18 protein-coding genes and 1 riboswitch are annotated in these 17,614 nt (G+C 57.7%); of the genes, 14 read left to right on the forward strand and 4 right to left on the reverse strand.

Annotated elements, in window-relative coordinates:
- Positions 1 to 31: 31 nt before the first annotated feature.
- A riboswitch (SAM-SAH riboswitch) is annotated at positions 32 to 81 on the forward strand.
- 5 nt (positions 82 to 86) lie between these two features.
- The 4 genes from metK (at position 87) to cmk (ending at position 4,105) form a co-directional block, all read left to right on the forward strand.
- A complete protein-coding gene (metK, locus tag ACR0FB_RS11600; protein WP_480486831.1) occupies positions 87 to 1,268 on the forward strand; it encodes a methionine adenosyltransferase in 1,182 nt (393 codons plus the stop codon).
- A 97-nt stretch (positions 1,269 to 1,365) separates the two neighbouring features.
- Entirely contained in the window at positions 1,366 to 2,076 is a 711-nt protein-coding gene (gene trmB, locus ACR0FB_RS11605) for a tRNA (guanosine(46)-N7)-methyltransferase TrmB (protein ID WP_480620732.1), read from the forward strand.
- 68 nt (positions 2,077 to 2,144) lie between these two features.
- Positions 2,145 to 3,491, forward strand: coding sequence for a 3-phosphoshikimate 1-carboxyvinyltransferase (gene aroA / locus ACR0FB_RS11610; protein ID WP_480620734.1), 1,347 nt, complete (start codon positions 2,145 to 2,147; stop codon positions 3,489 to 3,491).
- Entirely contained in the window at positions 3,488 to 4,105 is a 618-nt protein-coding gene (gene cmk, locus ACR0FB_RS11615) for a (d)CMP kinase (RefSeq protein ID WP_480620736.1), read from the forward strand. The genes aroA and cmk overlap by 4 nt, the downstream gene beginning before the upstream one ends.
- A 21-nt stretch (positions 4,106 to 4,126) precedes the next feature.
- Here the strand turns inward: cmk and ACR0FB_RS11620 are convergent, their stop codons facing one another.
- Positions 4,127 to 4,603, reverse strand: a complete 477-nt coding sequence (locus ACR0FB_RS11620; protein ID WP_480620738.1) for a YHS domain-containing (seleno)protein — start codon at positions 4,601 to 4,603, stop codon at positions 4,127 to 4,129.
- Between the two features lie 217 nt (positions 4,604 to 4,820).
- Between ACR0FB_RS11620 and ACR0FB_RS11625 the strand changes: the two genes are divergently transcribed.
- The 10 genes from ACR0FB_RS11625 (at position 4,821) to ACR0FB_RS11670 (ending at position 15,177) form a co-directional block, all read left to right on the forward strand.
- On the forward strand, positions 4,821 to 5,357 hold the full coding sequence (locus ACR0FB_RS11625) for a hypothetical protein (protein WP_480620739.1): 537 nt from the start codon (positions 4,821 to 4,823) through the stop codon (positions 5,355 to 5,357).
- A gap of 193 nt (positions 5,358 to 5,550) precedes the next feature.
- Positions 5,551 to 7,236 carry a tryptophan halogenase family protein gene (locus tag ACR0FB_RS11630; protein WP_171636759.1) on the forward strand — a complete coding sequence of 562 codons (1,686 nt, stop codon included), beginning with the start codon at positions 5,551 to 5,553 and terminating at the stop codon, positions 7,234 to 7,236.
- 168 nt (positions 7,237 to 7,404) lie between these two features.
- Positions 7,405 to 7,680 (forward strand): DUF6525 family protein, encoded by a 276-nt coding sequence (locus ACR0FB_RS11635; protein WP_256369019.1) that lies wholly within the window; start codon positions 7,405 to 7,407, stop codon positions 7,678 to 7,680.
- 231 nt (positions 7,681 to 7,911) lie between these two features.
- Positions 7,912 to 9,588, forward strand: a complete 1,677-nt coding sequence (gene rpsA, locus ACR0FB_RS11640) for a 30S ribosomal protein S1 (RefSeq protein ID WP_068337749.1) — start codon at positions 7,912 to 7,914, stop codon at positions 9,586 to 9,588.
- 270 nt (positions 9,589 to 9,858) lie between these two features.
- Positions 9,859 to 10,143 carry an integration host factor subunit beta gene (ihfB, locus tag ACR0FB_RS11645; RefSeq protein WP_050603110.1) on the forward strand — a complete coding sequence of 95 codons (285 nt, stop codon included), beginning with the start codon at positions 9,859 to 9,861 and terminating at the stop codon, positions 10,141 to 10,143.
- Positions 10,144 to 10,150: 7 nt separating this feature from the next.
- On the forward strand, positions 10,151 to 10,501 hold the full coding sequence (locus ACR0FB_RS11650; RefSeq protein WP_171724471.1) for a lipopolysaccharide assembly protein LapA domain-containing protein: 351 nt from the start codon (positions 10,151 to 10,153) through the stop codon (positions 10,499 to 10,501).
- Between the two features lie 11 nt (positions 10,502 to 10,512).
- Positions 10,513 to 11,154, forward strand: a complete 642-nt coding sequence (locus tag ACR0FB_RS11655; protein ID WP_480491416.1) for a phosphoribosylanthranilate isomerase — start codon at positions 10,513 to 10,515, stop codon at positions 11,152 to 11,154.
- A 47-nt stretch (positions 11,155 to 11,201) separates the two neighbouring features.
- Positions 11,202 to 11,537 carry a hypothetical protein gene (locus tag ACR0FB_RS11660; RefSeq protein ID WP_171636762.1) on the forward strand — a complete coding sequence of 112 codons (336 nt, stop codon included), beginning with the start codon at positions 11,202 to 11,204 and terminating at the stop codon, positions 11,535 to 11,537.
- Between the two features lie 68 nt (positions 11,538 to 11,605).
- Entirely contained in the window at positions 11,606 to 12,853 is a 1,248-nt protein-coding gene (gene trpB / locus ACR0FB_RS11665; protein WP_171229554.1) for a tryptophan synthase subunit beta, read from the forward strand.
- Positions 12,854 to 13,524: 671 nt separating this feature from the next.
- Complete coding sequence (locus ACR0FB_RS11670) at positions 13,525 to 15,177, forward strand: Ig-like domain-containing protein (protein ID WP_171724468.1); 1,653 nt, start codon at positions 13,525 to 13,527, stop codon at positions 15,175 to 15,177.
- Positions 15,178 to 15,231: 54 nt separating this feature from the next.
- On the opposite strand, the gene ACR0FB_RS11675 is transcribed toward ACR0FB_RS11670, so the two are convergent.
- The 3 genes from ACR0FB_RS11675 to pth all read right to left on the reverse strand — a co-directional run bounded on the left by ACR0FB_RS11675 (position 15,232) and on the right by pth (position 17,543).
- Positions 15,232 to 15,606 (reverse strand): DUF2237 family protein, encoded by a 375-nt coding sequence (locus ACR0FB_RS11675; protein ID WP_171117420.1) that lies wholly within the window; start codon positions 15,604 to 15,606, stop codon positions 15,232 to 15,234.
- Between the two features lie 9 nt (positions 15,607 to 15,615).
- Complete coding sequence (locus ACR0FB_RS11680) at positions 15,616 to 16,779, reverse strand: serine hydrolase domain-containing protein (protein WP_171636764.1); 1,164 nt, start codon at positions 16,777 to 16,779, stop codon at positions 15,616 to 15,618.
- An 83-nt stretch (positions 16,780 to 16,862) separates the two neighbouring features.
- Positions 16,863 to 17,543, reverse strand: coding sequence for an aminoacyl-tRNA hydrolase (gene pth / locus ACR0FB_RS11685; protein ID WP_480620741.1), 681 nt, complete (start codon positions 17,541 to 17,543; stop codon positions 16,863 to 16,865).
- Positions 17,544 to 17,614: the final 71 nt, after the last annotated feature.

The following is a 17,614-nucleotide window of genomic DNA, read 5'->3' on the forward strand; positions in this document are numbered from 1 at the left end:
ACCCCATCTTTAAGCGAGCGTATGCGTCTGTGACCTGTCACAACGGCTTCCTGGCGTGGCGGAGAAACCCCTAATGGAGCGCATTTATGTCCCGACAGAACTATACATTTACTTCGGAATCCGTTTCCGAAGGGCATCCCGACAAGGTCTGTGACCGTATCTCGGATGCTGTCCTTGATGCATTTCTCAATGAAGAACCAGAAGCCCGTGTGGCCTGCGAAACTTTTGCCACGACCAACCGGGTTGTGATCGGTGGCGAAGTAGGTCTGTCTGATCAAGACAAGTTGCACGATTACATGGGTCGCATCGAACAGATCGCCCGCGACTGTGTCAAAGACATCGGTTACGAGCAGGACAAGTTTCACCACGAAACCGTCGAAGTAACCAACCTGCTGCACGAACAATCCGCCCATATCGCTCAGGGCGTTGACGCTGCGGACGACAAGGACGAAGGTGCCGGCGACCAGGGCATCATGTTCGGTTATGCCACGACTGAAACTCCGGCGCTGATGCCTGCACCGATCCAGTATTCACACGCTATTCTGCGGCGACTGGCTGAAGTGCGCAAGAATGGCACCGAACCTGCTTTGGGCCCCGATGCAAAGTCGCAGCTGTCAGTCGTTTATCGCGACGGCAAGCCGGTCGGCGTCAGCTCGATCGTTTTGTCTACGCAGCACCTGGATGAAGCGCTGACTTCGAATGACATCCGCGCCATCGTCGAGCCTTATATCCGTGAAACCCTGCCTGACGGCTGGCTGTCGGCCGAAACCGAATGGCACGTCAACCCGACCGGCAAATTCGTTATTGGCGGGCCGGATGGCGACGCGGGCTTGACCGGGCGCAAGATCATCGTGGACACCTATGGCGGTGCGGCCCCTCATGGCGGCGGCGCGTTCTCGGGCAAGGACCCGACCAAGGTTGACCGTTCGGCAGCATACGCAGCACGCTATCTGGCCAAAAACGTCGTGGCGGCCGGCATGGCCGAACGCTGCACGATTCAGCTGAGCTATGCGATTGGCGTGTCCAAGCCGCTGTCGATCTATGCCGACACACATGGAACCGGTCAATTGGCGGATGCGGTTATCGAAAAAGCTGTGGGTGAGGTCATGGATCTGACACCGCGCGGCATTCGCCAGCATCTGCAACTGAACAAGCCGATCTATCAGCGCACAGCTGCATACGGCCACTTTGGTCGCCAGCCGAGCGATGATGGTGGTTTCAGCTGGGAGCGCACCGATCTGGTCGATGCGTTGAAATCCGCAGTCTGACCTGAACAACACAAAGCGCGCCTTTGAGGGCGCGCTTTTTCCTTGTGCGTGCCGCGCGCCCTTGCAACGTTCTCTGGCGCGCAGTATGGCGACCGCCATGAGCACCGAGACCCCACAACGCCCGCGCAGAAACTTCTATGGCCGCTTCAAGGGCAAGACCCTGAAGCCCAGCCAAAAGACCTATCTGAACGAAGATCTGGCGGCTTTGTCGCCCGGTGCGGTGGATTGGGATACAAACCCCGAACGCAGGCCGTTGGACCTGAACACGTTGTTCAGCGGCAAACCGGTCTGGCTGGAAGTCGGCTTTGGCGGCGGCGAGCATCTGGTTCATCAGGCGCAAAGCAACCCCGACATCGGCATCATCGGGGCCGAGCCCTATATCAACGGCGTTGCCATGCTGCTGGGCAAAATTCGGCAGGCGGGGGTTGATAACCTTGCTGTGCATCCCGGCGATGCCCGAGACCTGTTCGACGTGCTGCCAGAGGCCAGTATATCGCGCGCCTTCCTTCTGTATCCTGACCCGTGGCCGAAAACCCGGCATCATCGTCGCCGTTTCGTGACGCCGGAACATCTTGAACCATTGGCAAAGGTCTTGAAGCCCGGATCGATCTTCCGGGTCGCCACGGACATCCCCGACTATGTGCGGCAGACACTGGAGGAAGTCCCCCGCGCCGGGTTCGAGTGGCTGGCCGAGCGCCCCGCAGATTGGCGCGAGCCGTGGGACGACTGGATTTCCACACGCTACGAGCAGAAAGCCTTGCGTGAAGGACGCACGCCCCATTACCTGACCTTCCGCCGCAAAGACTGATTGCCGCTGGACCAACCGGTGCCAATTCGCTAATCGGCTTGAGCACTGATAGCGCAAAAGGAGCCCCCATGTCCGGACACGGAACGCCCATCCCGATGACTTCGCATCCCTGCGGCCCGCTGACCGGCACGGCAGAGGTGCCGGGCGACAAGTCAATTTCGCACCGGTCACTGATCCTTGGCGCGATGGCTGTAGGCGAGACCAGGATATCGGGGTTGCTCGAAGGTGAGGACGTCTTGGACACCGCAAAGGCAATGCGGGCCTTCGGGGCAGAAGTCACAGATCATGGCGGCGGCGAATGGACCGTGCATGGCGTGGGCGTTGGCGGGTTTGCCGAACCGGATCAGGTGATTAACTGCGGCAATTCCGGCACCGGAGTCCGGCTGATCATGGGTGCCATGGCGACCTCGCCGATTACGGCAACTTTTACCGGCGATGCCAGCCTGAACAAGCGTCCCATGGCGCGAGTAACGGATCCGCTTGCATTGTTTGGTGCGCAGGCCGTGGGCCGCTCGGGGGGGCGTTTGCCCATGACGATCGTCGGTGCGGCAGACCCGACTCCGGTCCGGTACGAAGTTCCGGTGCCCTCGGCCCAGGTGAAATCCGCCGTCCTGCTGGCGGGGCTGAATGCCCCCGGTAAAACCGTGGTTATCGAGAAAGAGGCGACCCGCGATCATTCCGAGCGGATGTTGTCCGGTTTCGGTGCCGAAATTGCGGTGGAAGACACTGATGAAGGCCGGGTCATCACTTTGACGGGGCGCCCGGAGTTGAAGCCGCAAGTCATCGCCGTTCCACGCGACCCGTCCAGCGCGGCCTTCCCGGTTTGCGCGGCGCTGATCACGCCCGGTTCGGACGTTCTGGTGCCGGGTATCGGCCTGAACCCCACGCGCGCGGGCCTGTTCACGACGCTGCGCGAGATGGGCGCCGACCTGACCTATGAAAACGAGCGCGAAGAGGGCGGCGAGCCGGTTGCCGATCTGCGCGCAAAATACTCGCCAGACATGAAGGGTATTAACGTACCGCCTGAACGCGCGGCCTCGATGATTGACGAATATCCTGTTTTGTCCGTGGTTGCCGCAAACGCCACGGGCACCACGATGATGGGCGGAGTGAAGGAGCTCCGAGTGAAGGAAAGCGACCGCATCGATGCCATGGCGCGCGGTCTGCGCGCCAACGGCGTCACGGTCAACGAGGGTGACGACTGGTGGTCGGTCGAAGGGTTGGGTATCGGCAAGGTTCCCGGCGGCGGGACGTGCGAAAGCTTCCTGGATCACCGCATTGCCATGTCCTTCATGGTGATGGGCATGGGCGCGCAGAACCCGGTAAGCGTGGATGATGGTGGTCCGATCGCGACATCCTTCCCGATTTTTGAACCGTTAATGGCGTCGCTTGGTGCAAAGGTAGAGCGCAGGTGAGATTCACTGTCGCAATTGACGGACCTGCGGCTGCGGGCAAGGGCACGATCTCCAAGGCCGTTGCGGCGCATTTCGGGTTCGCGCATCTGGACACCGGCTTGCTGTATCGCGCCGTTGGGCGGCGTACTCTTGAAGGGTTTGGCGCGCTTGAAGCAGCGCAGGCCCTGACCGCCGAAGAGCTTGAGCAGGGTGATCTGCGCACGGCTGAAATCGCGCAGGCCGCATCCAAAGTGGCGGTGATCCCCGAGGTTCGCGCCGCCTTGGTGGATTTTCAGCGCGCCTTTGCCCGAAGGTCGGGCGGTGCCGTCTTGGATGGGCGCGACATCGGGACGGTGATTTGTCCCAATGCCGAGGTGAAGCTGTTTGTAACTGCCAGCCCAGAGGTGCGAGCCGAACGCCGGTTTCTGGAGCTTAGCGCAAAAGGTGCTGACGTGACGCGCGAACAGGTTCTGGCAGATGTCAAAGAGCGGGATGCGCGCGACGCAGAGCGCAGCGCTGCGCCGATGAAGCCAGCCGAGGATGCAGTGCGACTGGACACAACAGACCTCAGTATCGAGGCTGCATTGGCCAAAGCGCTTGAAATCATAAGCGCAAAACTGCCCGCGACGCGCTGACGTCGCAGGCAGGGGCGACATTTACAGCTCGCCTACGGCGATGCTCTTGATATTTGCCCACTGTTCGTCCGCCGTTTTTGTGGTGGCGGGAACGTCCTTCAGGAAGGCCGCGCGGGTTTCGGCGTTCAGGAACAGGTACAGTTTTCCATCTGCGACCAGGTACTGATCCGGGTCTCCGTCGAACTTCTTGCCGACCGACACGCCGAATGAACAGAATCCACCATGCTGCGGCAGATAGGCCGCCGGGTTCGCCACGAACGCCTCTAGGTTGGCGGCGGTGGTGAAGTAGTAGGACGCGCCATCATATGTCGCCGAGTGGGTGGCGAAGCCTTCGACCGGGTTGCCATCATTGACCAAAGCAACCAGATCGACCCCATGTGCGGCAAGCGGGGCACCTGCGGCCGAGATGCCGTTCGACACGTTGATTTCGTCCGCGGCAAAAGCCGGAGTGGACAGGGCGATGGCGGCCGCCAGGGCGGTGAAGGCGATAGTTTTCATTACACGATTCCTCTTGGTTCTGGGTTCGGGTCGATCGGATCGTCGACCGGTGAAACATAGTTAGGGGGTGAAAGTTGGACGTGTAATCGCAGATAGGCCATCAGATATTGCAGATCGTACAAGTATCTGAATGGCCAGAAGGCGCGTTCACCAAGCTTTGTTTGGTCAGTGTGGTTTTGCGTACCTATGCTGAAAGAATGCCTGCAGGAGTGCCATCATGATCCGATTAGCCCTCATTCTTGTTTTCATTGCCCGAAGCCTTGCCGCGCAAGAGCCCGTGCAAAGCCCACCCGAAGCCGAGCCGCCCATGACGTACGAACGGCTGGGCAACATTCTTTTCGCGCTTGACCCCGAAGCAGAGCCGAGCGGCCCTGGGTTTCAATTGGCGATTGCAGGGGTACAGGTCTTGGTCATCACCGACACCAATGCGGATCGGATGCGGGCCATGGTCCCGATCCGCAGCGCCGAGGCGCTGTCGGAGGAAGACTTGATTCGAATGATGCAGGCCAATTTCGACAGCACTCTGGATGCCCGTTACGCGATCGCCAATGGCACCTTGTGGGCTGCGTTTATCCACCCGTTGTCCCTGTTGGAAAAAGATCAGCTGATCTCGGGGCTGGCCCAGACTGTGAACATCGCCAGGACATATGGCACCCTGTATTCCGGTGGCGCGGCAGAGTTCGGAGGCGGCGACAGCACCGATCTGCAACGTGAGTTGATTGAAGAACTGCTGAAGAAAGGCGAAGAGATCTGACCTGCACAGTGAATATGGGAATGGCGTGACGCCTGCTGGTTGGCCGACGTTGCGCGGCCGGGCCTTCATAGACCCTAGATGGATTGAGGAAAGCTGTTATAGTTTCTTCCCAGCGAAAAGGGAAAGCTGCGACACAACCCGCAAAAAGCAGGGGCGCAGTAAAAAATTCCCGAGCCAACAGGGACAAAACTACATGAACAATCGTTTGAACAAAATCACTATCGTGGGTGGCGGTACGGCTGGATGGATGACCGCGCTGATCCTGGACATGGTGTTTTCCCGCACGTCAGCGCCCAAGGATCGACCGCAAATCTGTCTGATCGAAAGCCCGAACATCTCGACCGTGGGGGTGGGTGAAGCCACGGTTCCGCGGATGCCTGTCACGCTGCGTCAGGCGGGCATTTCAGAGCGGAGTTTCTTCCGCGAGACAAACGCATCGTTCAAGCTGGGTGTGAAGTTCTGCAATTGGAACAATGACGCCAAGGGCAATCGCATCGACTACATGAACCCCTTTGCGCACGGCCAGATGCTTGAGGGACTGGAGGCTGCCGAGTATTTCCTGCGCTTCGGCAATGGCGACAGGGATTTCACGCAGTCCATCTCGCCGCATGATGATCTGGCCCGTTTGTGCAAGGGCGCGCGTCAGTTGGGGCAGCCGGAATTCGAACAACGGTTTGGTTATGCCTATCATCTGGATGCCGTAAAGTTTGCAGGCATGCTGACCAGGGTCTGCACGAAGCGCGGAGTGGAACATATCCGGGATGAGGTGCAAACGGTCGAGCTGGATGAACAGGGCAATGTCAGTCATCTCATGCTCGAGGCAAAAGGCCGCCATGATATTGAGATGGTCGTGGATTGCACCGGGTTTCGTGGGCTGATCATCAACAAGGCACTCGGTGAGCCATTTTTGGATTACTCTGACTACCTGCCCAATGATCGGGCCATGGCGTTGCAGATCGAGCATCCGGATCCTGACAAGATCGAAAGCGCCACCAGATCCACTGCCTTGGGCGCAGGTTGGACGTGGCGCGTGCCGCTTTTTAACCGTGTGGGCACAGGATATGTCTATTCGTCGGCACACCGAACGGATGACCAGGCGGCGGACGAGTACCTTGAGTGGCTGGGTGACAGCGGCAAAGGTTTGACACCGCGCGTGATCCCGATGCGCGTCGGTCGCGTGCGCAATGCCTGGGTCAAGAATTGCGTGGCCATAGGCCTGTCCGGCGGGTTCATTGAACCGCTGGAAAGCACGGCGATCCACATGATTGATCATGCGATACGCTGGTTCGCCGAGCATTTGCCCACGCGAGACATCGAGCCTTCGCTGAGGGACAGATACAATCGGCAGATGGACAAGCTTTATAACGAGGTACTGGAATTCATCTGTTTACACTATCGGTTGGGCAACCGTACCGATGACCAATACTGGATCGATGCGCGCACCGAGATGAAGATACCGGATCGGTTGGCCGAAAATCTTGAACTGTGGCAGTATCGCCTGCCGATGGATCACGATATCGAGTTCGCCACTTTGTTTGACAGCCGCGTTTATCAAACCGTTCTTTTGGGCAAACAGGTTTATGATACGGGCTATGGTTCAGGCATCCGTGATCGTCTTCGACCGTTGAAGAAACCGATTTGGTTCCAGGGTATGAAGAACGCGAAAATGGATCTGGCGAAGATCGTTAAATCCATGCCGGATCACAAAACACTGTTGCGCGATATCCGGGGGGAACTTGATCAACCTGCCTTTGGAATGGCGGCAGCAATGAAGCCGACAGTGGCGATGCCGGGCACGGCGCCAGCCCCTGTGGTCATCGAGAACATGCCGAACTTTGCTGAAATCCAAAGCGGTAAAAAGGATTTGCAACTGTTCTGACTGCTTCCTGCCCGTCGCGCAGGGAATGTTTGCAGGAAAGGCGGGGTGCAAACTCCCCGTCTTTTTTACTTCCAACTGTTATATCAATATGTAATGTAATCACATATATAGTGAAAGGCGACCGCATTGCGACAACAGAAGAAACAAGGGCAAACAAAGGGTCGGAACTTGCGGAGCACCCTCAAACGTCGGAGACGACAGGCGGCGCCTATGCAGGTTTACGACTCTCTGCCGTCAGGGCTGCGCCAGTGGTTGGCCTCGGCAAGTTTGCCGTGGAGCCCCGTTTCTGCGCAAAAAATTTGGACCCGGGCCGGAGGCGCGCGCAACCCTTCCGCAGCGTTGATGCGACTGGACGCAATTGAACAGGCCATGCTGCGGCGCGATGCCGGGGTTTGGACCTTCAAAACCGGCAACGCGCCTGGGTACAGAGCCGCCAAACCTTGAAAATATGGGCTTTGCCCTTGCACATACCGGGGAATCCGCCTATACGCGCGCTGTCGATACAAGGGCGGTCAACGTCCGGATGACGTTTCTGAGCAGGGCCGGGTTACCTCGGCCCTTTGTGTTTGTTTGCTCAGGGGCGCACCGGGTCACGTCCGATGGCACCATGAATCAAGACCGGCGGAGACAACCGCTCGGCCAGCAAAAACGTATTGTAAAGGAAAACAACGCCACATGGCTAACGCATCCATGGAGGAATTCGAAGCCCTCCTGAATGAAAGCTTCGAAATGGACACGCCCGAAGAGGGTTCTGTTGTCAAAGGCAAGGTTCTGGCGATCGAAGCCGGCCAGGCCATCATCGACGTCGGCTACAAAATGGAAGGCCGCGTTGATCTGAAAGAATTCGCAAATCCCGGCGAAGCCCCTGAAATCGCTGTAGGTGACGAGGTCGAAGTTTACCTGCGTGCCGCAGAAAACGCCCGTGGCGAAGCCGTCATCTCGCGCGAGATGGCCCGCCGTGAAGAGGCATGGGACCGTCTGGAAAAAGCATATGCCGACGACCAGCGCGTCGAAGGTGCAATCTTTGGTCGGGTCAAAGGTGGTTTCACCGTCGATCTGGGTGGCGCAGTTGCGTTCCTGCCCGGTTCGCAGGTTGACGTACGCCCCGTACGCGACGCTGGCCCGCTGATGGGGCTGAAGCAGCCGTTCCAGATTCTGAAAATGGACCGCCGCCGTGGCAACATCGTTGTATCGCGCCGCGCAATCCTGGAAGAATCGCGTGCCGAGCAGCGTGCCGAAGTCATCGGCAACCTGTCCGAAGGTCAGACCGTCGAGGGTGTTGTCAAGAACATCACCGAATACGGTGCATTTGTTGACCTGGGCGGCGTTGACGGCCTGCTGCACGTCACCGACATGGCATGGCGTCGTGTGAACCACCCGTCCGAGATCCTGACGATCGGTGAAACCATCAAGGTTCAGGTCATCAAGATCAACAAAGAGACCCACCGCATCAGCCTGGGCATGAAGCAGCTGCAAGAAGATCCATGGGATCTGGTTGCTGCGAAGTACCCGCTGGGCTCGGTCCATCAGGGTCGCGTCACCAACATCACCGACTACGGCGCGTTCGTCGAGCTGGAAGCCGGTGTCGAAGGTCTGGTGCACGTATCCGAGATGTCCTGGACCAAGAAAAACGTCCACCCCGGCAAGATCGTTTCGACCAGCCAGGAAGTCGACGTCATGGTTCTGGAAATCGACGGCGCCAAGCGTCGCGTGTCTCTGGGCCTGAAGCAAACTCAGCGCAACCCATGGGAAGTGTTCGCAGAAACACACCCCGAGGGCACCGAGGTCGAAGGCGAAGTCAAGAACATCACCGAATTCGGTCTGTTCATTGGCCTCGAAGGCGACATCGACGGCATGGTTCACCTGTCCGACCTGTCCTGGGACGAGCGTGGCGAGGATGCGATCCAGAACTACCGCAAGGGCGATGTCGTTCAGGCGGTTGTCTCGGAAGTTGACGTCGAAAAAGAGCGTATCTCGCTGTCGATCAAAGCCCTGGGCGGTGACAAGTTCGCCGAAGCCGTGGGCGGCGTGAAGCGTGGCTCGGTCATCACCGTCGAAGTCACCGCGATCGAAGATGGCGGCATCGAGGTCGAATACGAAGGCATGAAGTCCTTCATCCGTCGTTCGGATCTGTCGCGTGACCGTGCCGAACAGCGCCCCGAGCGTTTCTCGGTCGGTGACAAGGTCGACGTCCGCGTCACCAACGTCGACAGCAAGACCCGTCGTCTGGGCCTGTCGATCAAGGCGCGCGAGATCGCCGAAGAAAAAGAGGCCGTGGAACAGTACGGTTCTTCCGACTCGGGCGCGTCGCTGGGCGACATCCTGGGTGCAGCGCTGAAGTCGGGCGACTGAGCCAAGGCAGTATCCCAAGCATGAATTTCGGCCCCGCACGACAGTGCGGGGCCGTTTTTGTTGCGAATCAATATGTTCCGAACCGCGGGGTTAATTAGGGGATTGATCGCGCATTAAGTGTGGAAATTGGCCTGACAGATAAAATTTCGCGCGAGAATGTGGCAAAATAAAGCCTCAAAACTCAGAGTATCCGTTCCCCCCTTCCGGGTTTTTTCCTATACTGTCAAAACAGTAGACCTGTCACACCGGCTGCCTGGGAGGGTATCACGCATGATCCGTTCAGAATTGATTCAGAAAATCGCTGACGAAAACCCGCATCTCTATCAGCGTGATGTCGAGCGGATCGTGAACACCGTATTCGAAGAAGTCACAGACGCCATGGCGCGCGGTGACCGTGTCGAACTGCGGGGCTTTGGTGCCTTTTCCGTGAAAAAACGCGACGCACGTGTTGGGCGCAACCCGCGCACGGGCGAAACGGTGCAGGTCGAAGAAAAATGTGTACCGTTTTTCAAAACTGGCAAGTTGCTCAGGGATCGATTGAACGGTAAAGCCTGACACCATGATGCGTTACCTTCGATATGCTTTTCTGGCGGCCCTCGGGATCATCCTGATTTCCGTGTCTCTTGCCAATGTTCAGTCCGTAGAACTGAAACTGATGCCGGATGCTCTGGCCGAGCTTCTGGGTTTTAACCTCAGCGCGTCACTGCCGCTGTTTCTGGTGGTTTTGGGGGGTGTTGCGGCAGGATTGGTTATTGGTTTCCTGTGGGAATGGCTGCGGGAACACAAGCACCGCCGCGACGCGACCGTGAAGAAAACCGAAGTGCGCAAGCTTGAGCGCGAAGTCAAGAAGCTCAAGAAAAAGCAAAACCAAGGCAAGGACGATGTACTTGCCATTCTGGATGAGGCGAGCTGAGCCTGATCGTCATGTCTGATGTTCGGTTCAAAATCTGCGGTCTGACCGCACCGGATCACGTGCGCGCTGCGGCCGAAGCCGGGGCGGGCTATGTTGGGTTTGTTTTCTTTCCGAAATCGCCACGCAATCTGGATATTTTGCGGGCCGCAGAACTGGCGCATCTGGTCCCAGTTGGCGTTGCCAAGGTGGCTTTGGTGGTGAATGCCACTGACGAAGAATTGGACGGAATCGTTTCGACTGTACCGCTTGATATGCTTCAACTGCATGGCAAGGAATCGCCCGAACGGGTTTCCGAAATTCGCGAGCGATTTGGTTTGCCGGTGATGAAAGCCATAGGAGTGGCCGAGGCCGAGGATCTGGCGGCCGTCGATCTTTACTCGGAGGTGGCCGATCAACTGCTGATCGATGCGAAACCGCCCAGAGAGGCCGAATTGCCGGGCGGCAACGGGTTGGCTTTTGACTGGCGGCTGTTGGCCGGACGGAAATACTGGCGCCGGCCTTGGATGCTGGCCGGTGGCCTGACACCCCAGAACGTTGCCGAAGCAGTCCGGATGACAGGTGCCCGGCAGGTGGATGTGTCATCCGGTGTCGAAAGCGCGCCGGGTGTGAAAGATGCTGCCCTGATCCGCGACTTTGCATCGGCTCTCAGGTGATCTGATAAAGTTCTTGCTGCGTATCCCTCGAAACAGAGGGGTTGAGCATGCTCGCAGCAATCGGGGGCGTTTCCTTGAAACACTGGTACCATGCGCCGGAGTTTTTCTGGCGCGCGGGACAGGCCTGTCGGCAGGCGCAAGGCGACCCATTGTGCCTGCACGCTGACTTGTTCAGGCAGGATGGCATCTATTTTTCATTCAGTGTCTGGCAAGACATCGAAGCAATGCTGACATTTTCCCAATCCGGCCCACACAGGCGTGCCTTGTTGGCGGCCGATCGTTTGGCGGATGTGAACAGGTTTCATCATTTTCCGTGCATTGGTGTGCCCAGCTCGGCGCAGGCGGTTCAGGTCTGGCGTCAAAACACGCAGGTTGTGGAATGATGCGTTTTGCCCATGGCAAATCCCGCTGCCACCACCTATGAACAACAGATACGACGAGGGAGACACCCATGGCCAACGATCTTTTCAATTCCTTCATGTCCGGCCCTGACGAACAGGGACGTTTCGGCATCTTCGGCGGGCGTTTTGTCAGTGAAACTCTGATGCCGCTGATCCTGTCACTGGAAGAGGAATACAACAAGGCCAAAGATGATCCGACGTTCTGGGCCGAAATGGATGACCTGTGGGCAAACTATGTGGGTCGTCCTTCGCCGCTGTATTTTGCGGAACGCCTGACCGAGCATCTGGGGGGTGCCAAGATCTATCTGAAGCGTGACGAGCTGAACCACACCGGCGCGCACAAGATCAACAACGTGCTGGGGCAGATAATTCTGGCGCGGCGTATGGGCAAGACCCGGATCATTGCTGAAACCGGGGCAGGGCAACACGGCGTGGCCACCGCCACCGTATGTGCCAAGTTTGGCTTGAAATGCATTGTCTATATGGGGGCGCACGACGTGCAGCGTCAGGCCCCGAACGTATTCCGCATGCGTCTTCTGGGGGCCGAGGTGATCCCTGTGACCTCGGGTCGTGGGACGCTCAAGGATGCGATGAATGACGCGCTGCGCGACTGGGTGACTAATGTGCGCGACACGTTCTACTGCATCGGCACCGTGGCTGGGCCGCACCCCTATCCGGCAATGGTCCGCGATTTCCAGTCGATCATCGGCAAGGAAGCGAAAGAGCAGATGATGAAGGCCGAAGGCCGTTTGCCCGACACGATCATTGCGGCCATCGGCGGCGGTTCGAACGCGATGGGTCTGTTCTATCCTTTCCTCGACGACAAGGACGTCAACATCATAGGCGTCGAGGCGGGCGGAAAAGGTGTGAACGAGAAAATGGAGCATTGCGCTTCGCTGACCGGCGGACGGCCGGGCGTGCTGCACGGCAACCGGACCTATCTGTTGCAGGATGACGATGGCCAGATTCTTGAAGGCTATTCAATCTCGGCCGGGCTGGACTATCCGGGCATCGGGCCCGAGCATTCCTGGTTGCACGAAATTGGACGCGCGAATTACGTCTCGATCACTGACAAGGAAGCGCTCGAGGCGTTCCAGCTGTGCTGCGCAACCGAGGGGATCATCCCGGCGCTGGAACCAAGCCACGCATTGGCCCATGTGATGAAGATCGCACCGGAATTGCCCAAGGATCACCTGATCTGCATGAACATGTGCGGCCGTGGAGACAAGGACGTTCAGACCGTGGCCAAATATCTAAACTTCGATATGTCAGACACCGAAGGCCGTACGGCGGGTTGAGTGTGAACCGGGGCGGCATGTCCCGGTTGCTCTGTTATGGCGTCCTTTGCTCAAGCGGTCCTGAAAGCAATATTTTCAAGGCGAAACGTCCTGACGTTCCAGGGCAGGACAGGCGGGATAGTCAAACATGTGACATGTCCGCCCAAATCAGGTTGCCCTGCAAAAAAGGGCCGCCGCCAAGGCGCATGTAAGGACAACACAGAGGCCCGAGGAATCGCCGGCTGCTGGGAAACCTCGATCATTGTGCCTGCATTTGTTTCCCGACAACTGCCAGTTGCGATCTCTGCCTGGGATTGTTTCGAATATCCCGTCAAGGTCGAGAATCTGTAACCGGCATATTTTGAGCACGTGACTTGCAAAGTCACGGCTTGTTGTGACGTCTTGCCGAGAAGACTCCTTGAAAACACCGGGGTTCGAAGTGCTTTCCGACATTTTTTGCCTTTGTCTTTTGGTTTGTGCACAGCCATGTGGCCCGCACGCCAAAGTTGAGTTGCTTCCAATTCTATACAGTGTCTCCAATTTGAATTAACTATTGGGTAACTGGCGTAGTTGCGGCCGGTTCAGGGGACGTCTCTGCAATGGATGGGACAATGGATGACGTGGCTCGGGGCACAGTGTCTTTGCCCGGGCGCCCTGGTGTTTAGCGCCCTCGCGGTGTTGTAGGAGGTAAAATGGTCAGGTCCGTTATTTCGAGGCTGTTGTGCCTCTGTTTTCTGATTTCAGCACTCATGATCGGAAGCGCGAAAGAGGGTGCGGCCCTTGGTGGCGGCTTCTTCATAACCTCAGTTCCGACGCCGAACGGGGGAAGCATCTTTTTCAACAATATCCCACTTACCGGATCGGCCTTTGTTTCGCTGGGTGGGTCGGGGCAGGTTCCCGGCGGTAGTTTCTATTTCAACAACGGCATTCTGAACCTGAGTGCGATCACGCCTGCCGGCCTTGCTTCCCTGGGCTATATCGGCGCAACCATTCTCAGTCAGGATGGCGCGGATTCCACATATGCGGCAGACGGGTATATGGGGATTACGTTCAATGCGCGCGAAACCGTCGGAGGGCCGCTTTATCGCTATGAGATCGCGTTGTCCGGTGTAACGAACACCCAAATCGTCAACACGCGCGTTCTGGTGGATACGACACAGCCAACTGCAACGATTGGGGCCCTGACGCCGACCGGCAGCGGAACGTTTCAAGCAACCATTACGCTGAGCGAACCAAGCACCGATTTCACCGTGGGCGACCTGTCCGTCACCAATGCAACGACCACTCTGACCGGGTCCGGCACCAGCTATGTCGCCACTTTGACGCCCCAGAACAACGGTACCATCGAGCTTTTCATTCCGGCAGGGGTGTTCTCGGACGCGGCTGGAAATCTGAACCTTGAGTCGAACAGGGTTAGCACGCTTCAGGCCGTGACAAATGCTCAACGTCAGATTCAGGCGTTCCAGAACGCCCGGGCCAGCAGCCTTGTGTCGAACCAGCCGAAACTGACCCAGTTTCTGCAAGGTTCGGGGTCGGGTGTACTGGACGCTTCGGTCACGCAGGGCTCGGGCTATCTGAATTTCGCCAGTGATCCGGCGCGCCCCGTCTGGTTCAGTGTGACCGGCAACTGGAGTTCTCAGGATGATTATGACAACTCCTATGCACTGGCTGTTGTCGGGGCTCATCGCCAGATCAATTCGAACCTGTTGATCGGCGCCATGCTTCAGTTCGACTATGCCGAAACGGAAAACGGCCCGGCCAGCGTGGACGGTACGGGCTGGCTGGTTGGTCCTTATGTGGTGGCAAAATTGCCCAATCATTCGGTGTTTCTTGAAGGGCGGGTACTTTATGGCCAGGCCGACAACAACATCTCTCCGTTTGGCACCTACGAAGACAGTTTCGACAGTGACCGTTGGCTGGTCCAGTCGCGCGTAACAGGTGAGATAAAGCGTGGCGCCCTGACATTGATGCCCTTGCTGGACGTAAGTTATGCCAGTGACGATCAGAAAGCTTATACCGACAGCTTGGGTAATCTGATTCCACAGCAGGATTTCAGTTTGACGACGGCACGGCTGGGTGTGGATTTCAGCCACCCGCTTCAAGTGTCACGAGGAGAGATGATGCTGACGGGCGGGCTTTCGGGGATTTGGAGCACGACTTCGGGTACTGGCACCGCCCCGGGCGTGACTCCGATTGGCGACACCGCCCGAGCCCGTGCGGATCTGGGTCTGGACTATCGGTTGGAAAACAACAGCTTGCTTGCAGCAAACGTGTTCTACGATGGCATTGGTGAAAGCGGTTTTGAAAACTACAGCATCAGCCTGATCTGGCAAATGGCGTTCTGACCTTGGGGCGAAACTGGATCGCGGATCAGGTCTCGCCCCAGGCGCAATGGCTGTCTAGGCATTCGCCTTGTTCTGAAGCAAGATATCAAGCGGCACAATCTCGAGCGCGCGTTGATGGGTCGCCTCCAGGTGAACCTTTGGGGCGCATCCTTCGTCATGGGCTTGTAGGAACCGGCCGGCACACAGACACCAGCTGTCACCGGGCTTGAGGCCCGGGAAATCGAACTCGGGCCGAGCCGTGCTCAGATCATTGCCGACGTATTTCGAGAATGCCAGAAACTCGGCCGTCATCACGGCACAAACCGTATGGCTTCCCTGATCCTCGGGGCAGGTATTGCACGCACCGTCGCGGAAGAACCCGGTCAGAGGATCGCGTGAGCAGGGCGCCAGAACGCCGCCGAGTACATTGATACTGTCTTGCTTCTGCATGAACACACCTTACAGGCTTTCTGCGATCTTGCGGAACATTTCGATATTCTGGTCGTTTACGCCAGTGTCGCGAAATTTCCGATCAGCGCCGGTAGACACAATCAGAACGCCGCGAGGTTGGTTGAAATAGATGTATTGCCCATACACGCCCCGGGCCAGAAACTCTCCCTCATGGGCGCCGCGCGGGATCCACCACTGGTACCCATATCCAATCTTCCCCTGAGCGGTCGGGGCGCTGGGTTGAGTTGCCTCGAAAATCCAGTCGGAGGGCACCACTTGCCGGCCGTTCAATGACCCATCTTGCAGGATCATTTGCCCGAACCGTGCAAAGTCACGTGTCGTGAAGTTCAATCCGCCCAAAACGAAGGCGACACCAGCGCCGTCAGTGACATAATACCCGTCCCGCTCAAGGCCCAGGGGCTGAAGGATTTTTTCCGTCAATAGATCCGCGACACTGCGACCGGTCGCCCCGCGTATCACCATGCCCAATACATGCGTGTCTATGGAAACATATTGCCAGGTTTCACCGGGGGGCGCGAAACTGTCCTGCAATGAGGCCGCGAAATCGTCCAGTTCACCGCCCAGGGCAATCACACGGCCCATCCTGTTGATGTCAGATTTCGGGTCCAGATAATCTTCGTCAAACGTGACGCCGCTGGCCATGTTCAGAACGTTCCGAATTGTCGCCCTGTCATATGCGCTGCCTGCAAGTTTGGGGGCGTATTTGACGACGGGATCATCCAATGAATCGATTGCGCCCTCTTGCAGGAGAATGCCGAAAAGCGCCGACAGATAACTTTTTGCCACTGACCACGAAATCCGGCGATCATCGGGACCGGTGCCCAGATAGTATTCCTCGAACCGGATCTTGCCGTTGTGCATAATAAGCAAAGAAGTGACCGAGCGTTCATTGATCCAAGTGTCGGTGCCTTCCGGAAGATCGAAACCTTCGCCGTAGGGCAGTTCCCATGTTGGGGCGTTTCCACGCGGCAGATCCACGGTCAGAAAGGCTTCATCCATATGCGAAAAGTTGTGAACGATCTTGTCCTCGGAAAACAGAGAGTTCACCGCCATCAGGCGCTGTAACTCTTCGCGTTTCCAAAGCCCAACGGCAGCGGCGGCCAAAGCCAGCGCCAGCACAATGCGCAGAACCCACTTCAGTATGGACCGCATCGCATAGCCTCCCTTGTTTGCGTGTATTGGAACGTGGACATCCCGCTTTCGCAACGCCGACGTAACGGAAAGAGGGCGGGGCGCTATTTGAACTTGTCCAACAGTTTCTGCATGGCCGACCGTTCGTCGGCTGGTGGCTTCGGAGGTGCCTTAGATGCGGTTTCAGCTTTCGGAGCCGCCGTCTTGGACGACCGGGGCGGAGCAGTACGCAGGGCCACCGCGTTCATGAATTTTCCACCATCATTCTGGGCCAGATGGGGCGCGCCGTCCGAAACACCCCGCAGAACGTCGTCCAGCCAGTCACTCTCGGATTTCGCAAAGTCGCTCAGGACATAAGCCGAGACCATTTCCTTGCGGCCCGGATGTCCGATCCCAAGCCGGACACGGTCATAGGCTGCGCCTATATGGTCGTGGATCGAACGCAGACCATTATGCCCAGCGTGTCCGCCGCCCGCCTTTACCCGCACTTTGCCCGGGGCGAGGTCCAGCTCGTCATGGAACACGACAACATCTGTGGACTCGAGTTTGTAGAAACGCATCGCTTCACCCACGGATTGACCGGACCGGTTCATGAAGGTCTGTGGTTTCAGCAAAAGGATTTTTTCAGACCCTAACCGCCCTTCCGAGATTTCGCCCTGAAACTTGGACTTCCATGGGCCAAACCCATGATCTTCCGCAATCCGTTCCACAGCCATGAACCCGATGTTGTGCCGGTTTCGGGCGTATTTCTGCCCCGGGTTTCCCAATCCGACAAAGAGTTTCATGACCATGCTCCGCCTCTGTAGCCTCGAGGCTATGTGATGCCCGGAATTGCCATGGAAATCCAGCCGGCGCC

The sequence above is a fragment of the Ruegeria sp. P10 genome, assembly GCF_056534925.1.

What these genes read in the sequence shown, in the direction of transcription:
- metK (WP_480486831.1), top strand. Translation starts at nt 87, where the DNA reads ATGTCCCGACAGAACTATACATTTACTTCGGAATCCGTTTCCGAAGGG.
- trmB (WP_480620732.1), top strand. Translation starts at nt 1,366, where the DNA reads ATGAGCACCGAGACCCCACAACGCCCGCGCAGAAACTTCTATGGCCGC.
- aroA (WP_480620734.1), top strand. Translation starts at nt 2,145, where the DNA reads ATGTCCGGACACGGAACGCCCATCCCGATGACTTCGCATCCCTGCGGC.
- ACR0FB_RS11620 (WP_480620738.1), bottom strand. Translation starts at nt 4,603, where the DNA reads ATGAAAACTATCGCCTTCACCGCCCTGGCGGCCGCCATCGCCCTGTCC.
- ACR0FB_RS11625 (WP_480620739.1), top strand. Translation starts at nt 4,821, where the DNA reads ATGATCCGATTAGCCCTCATTCTTGTTTTCATTGCCCGAAGCCTTGCC.
- ACR0FB_RS11630 (WP_171636759.1), top strand. Translation starts at nt 5,551, where the DNA reads ATGAACAATCGTTTGAACAAAATCACTATCGTGGGTGGCGGTACGGCT.
- rpsA (WP_068337749.1), top strand. Translation starts at nt 7,912, where the DNA reads ATGGCTAACGCATCCATGGAGGAATTCGAAGCCCTCCTGAATGAAAGC.
- ihfB (WP_050603110.1), top strand. Translation starts at nt 9,859, where the DNA reads ATGATCCGTTCAGAATTGATTCAGAAAATCGCTGACGAAAACCCGCAT.
- ACR0FB_RS11650 (WP_171724471.1), top strand. Translation starts at nt 10,151, where the DNA reads ATGCGTTACCTTCGATATGCTTTTCTGGCGGCCCTCGGGATCATCCTG.
- ACR0FB_RS11655 (WP_480491416.1), top strand. Translation starts at nt 10,513, where the DNA reads ATGTCTGATGTTCGGTTCAAAATCTGCGGTCTGACCGCACCGGATCAC.
- ACR0FB_RS11660 (WP_171636762.1), top strand. Translation starts at nt 11,202, where the DNA reads ATGCTCGCAGCAATCGGGGGCGTTTCCTTGAAACACTGGTACCATGCG.
- trpB (WP_171229554.1), top strand. Translation starts at nt 11,606, where the DNA reads ATGGCCAACGATCTTTTCAATTCCTTCATGTCCGGCCCTGACGAACAG.
- ACR0FB_RS11670 (WP_171724468.1), top strand. Translation starts at nt 13,525, where the DNA reads ATGGTCAGGTCCGTTATTTCGAGGCTGTTGTGCCTCTGTTTTCTGATT.
- ACR0FB_RS11675 (WP_171117420.1), bottom strand. Translation starts at nt 15,606, where the DNA reads ATGCAGAAGCAAGACAGTATCAATGTACTCGGCGGCGTTCTGGCGCCC.
- ACR0FB_RS11680 (WP_171636764.1), bottom strand. Translation starts at nt 16,779, where the DNA reads ATGCGGTCCATACTGAAGTGGGTTCTGCGCATTGTGCTGGCGCTGGCT.
- pth (WP_480620741.1), bottom strand. Translation starts at nt 17,543, where the DNA reads ATGAAACTCTTTGTCGGATTGGGAAACCCGGGGCAGAAATACGCCCGA.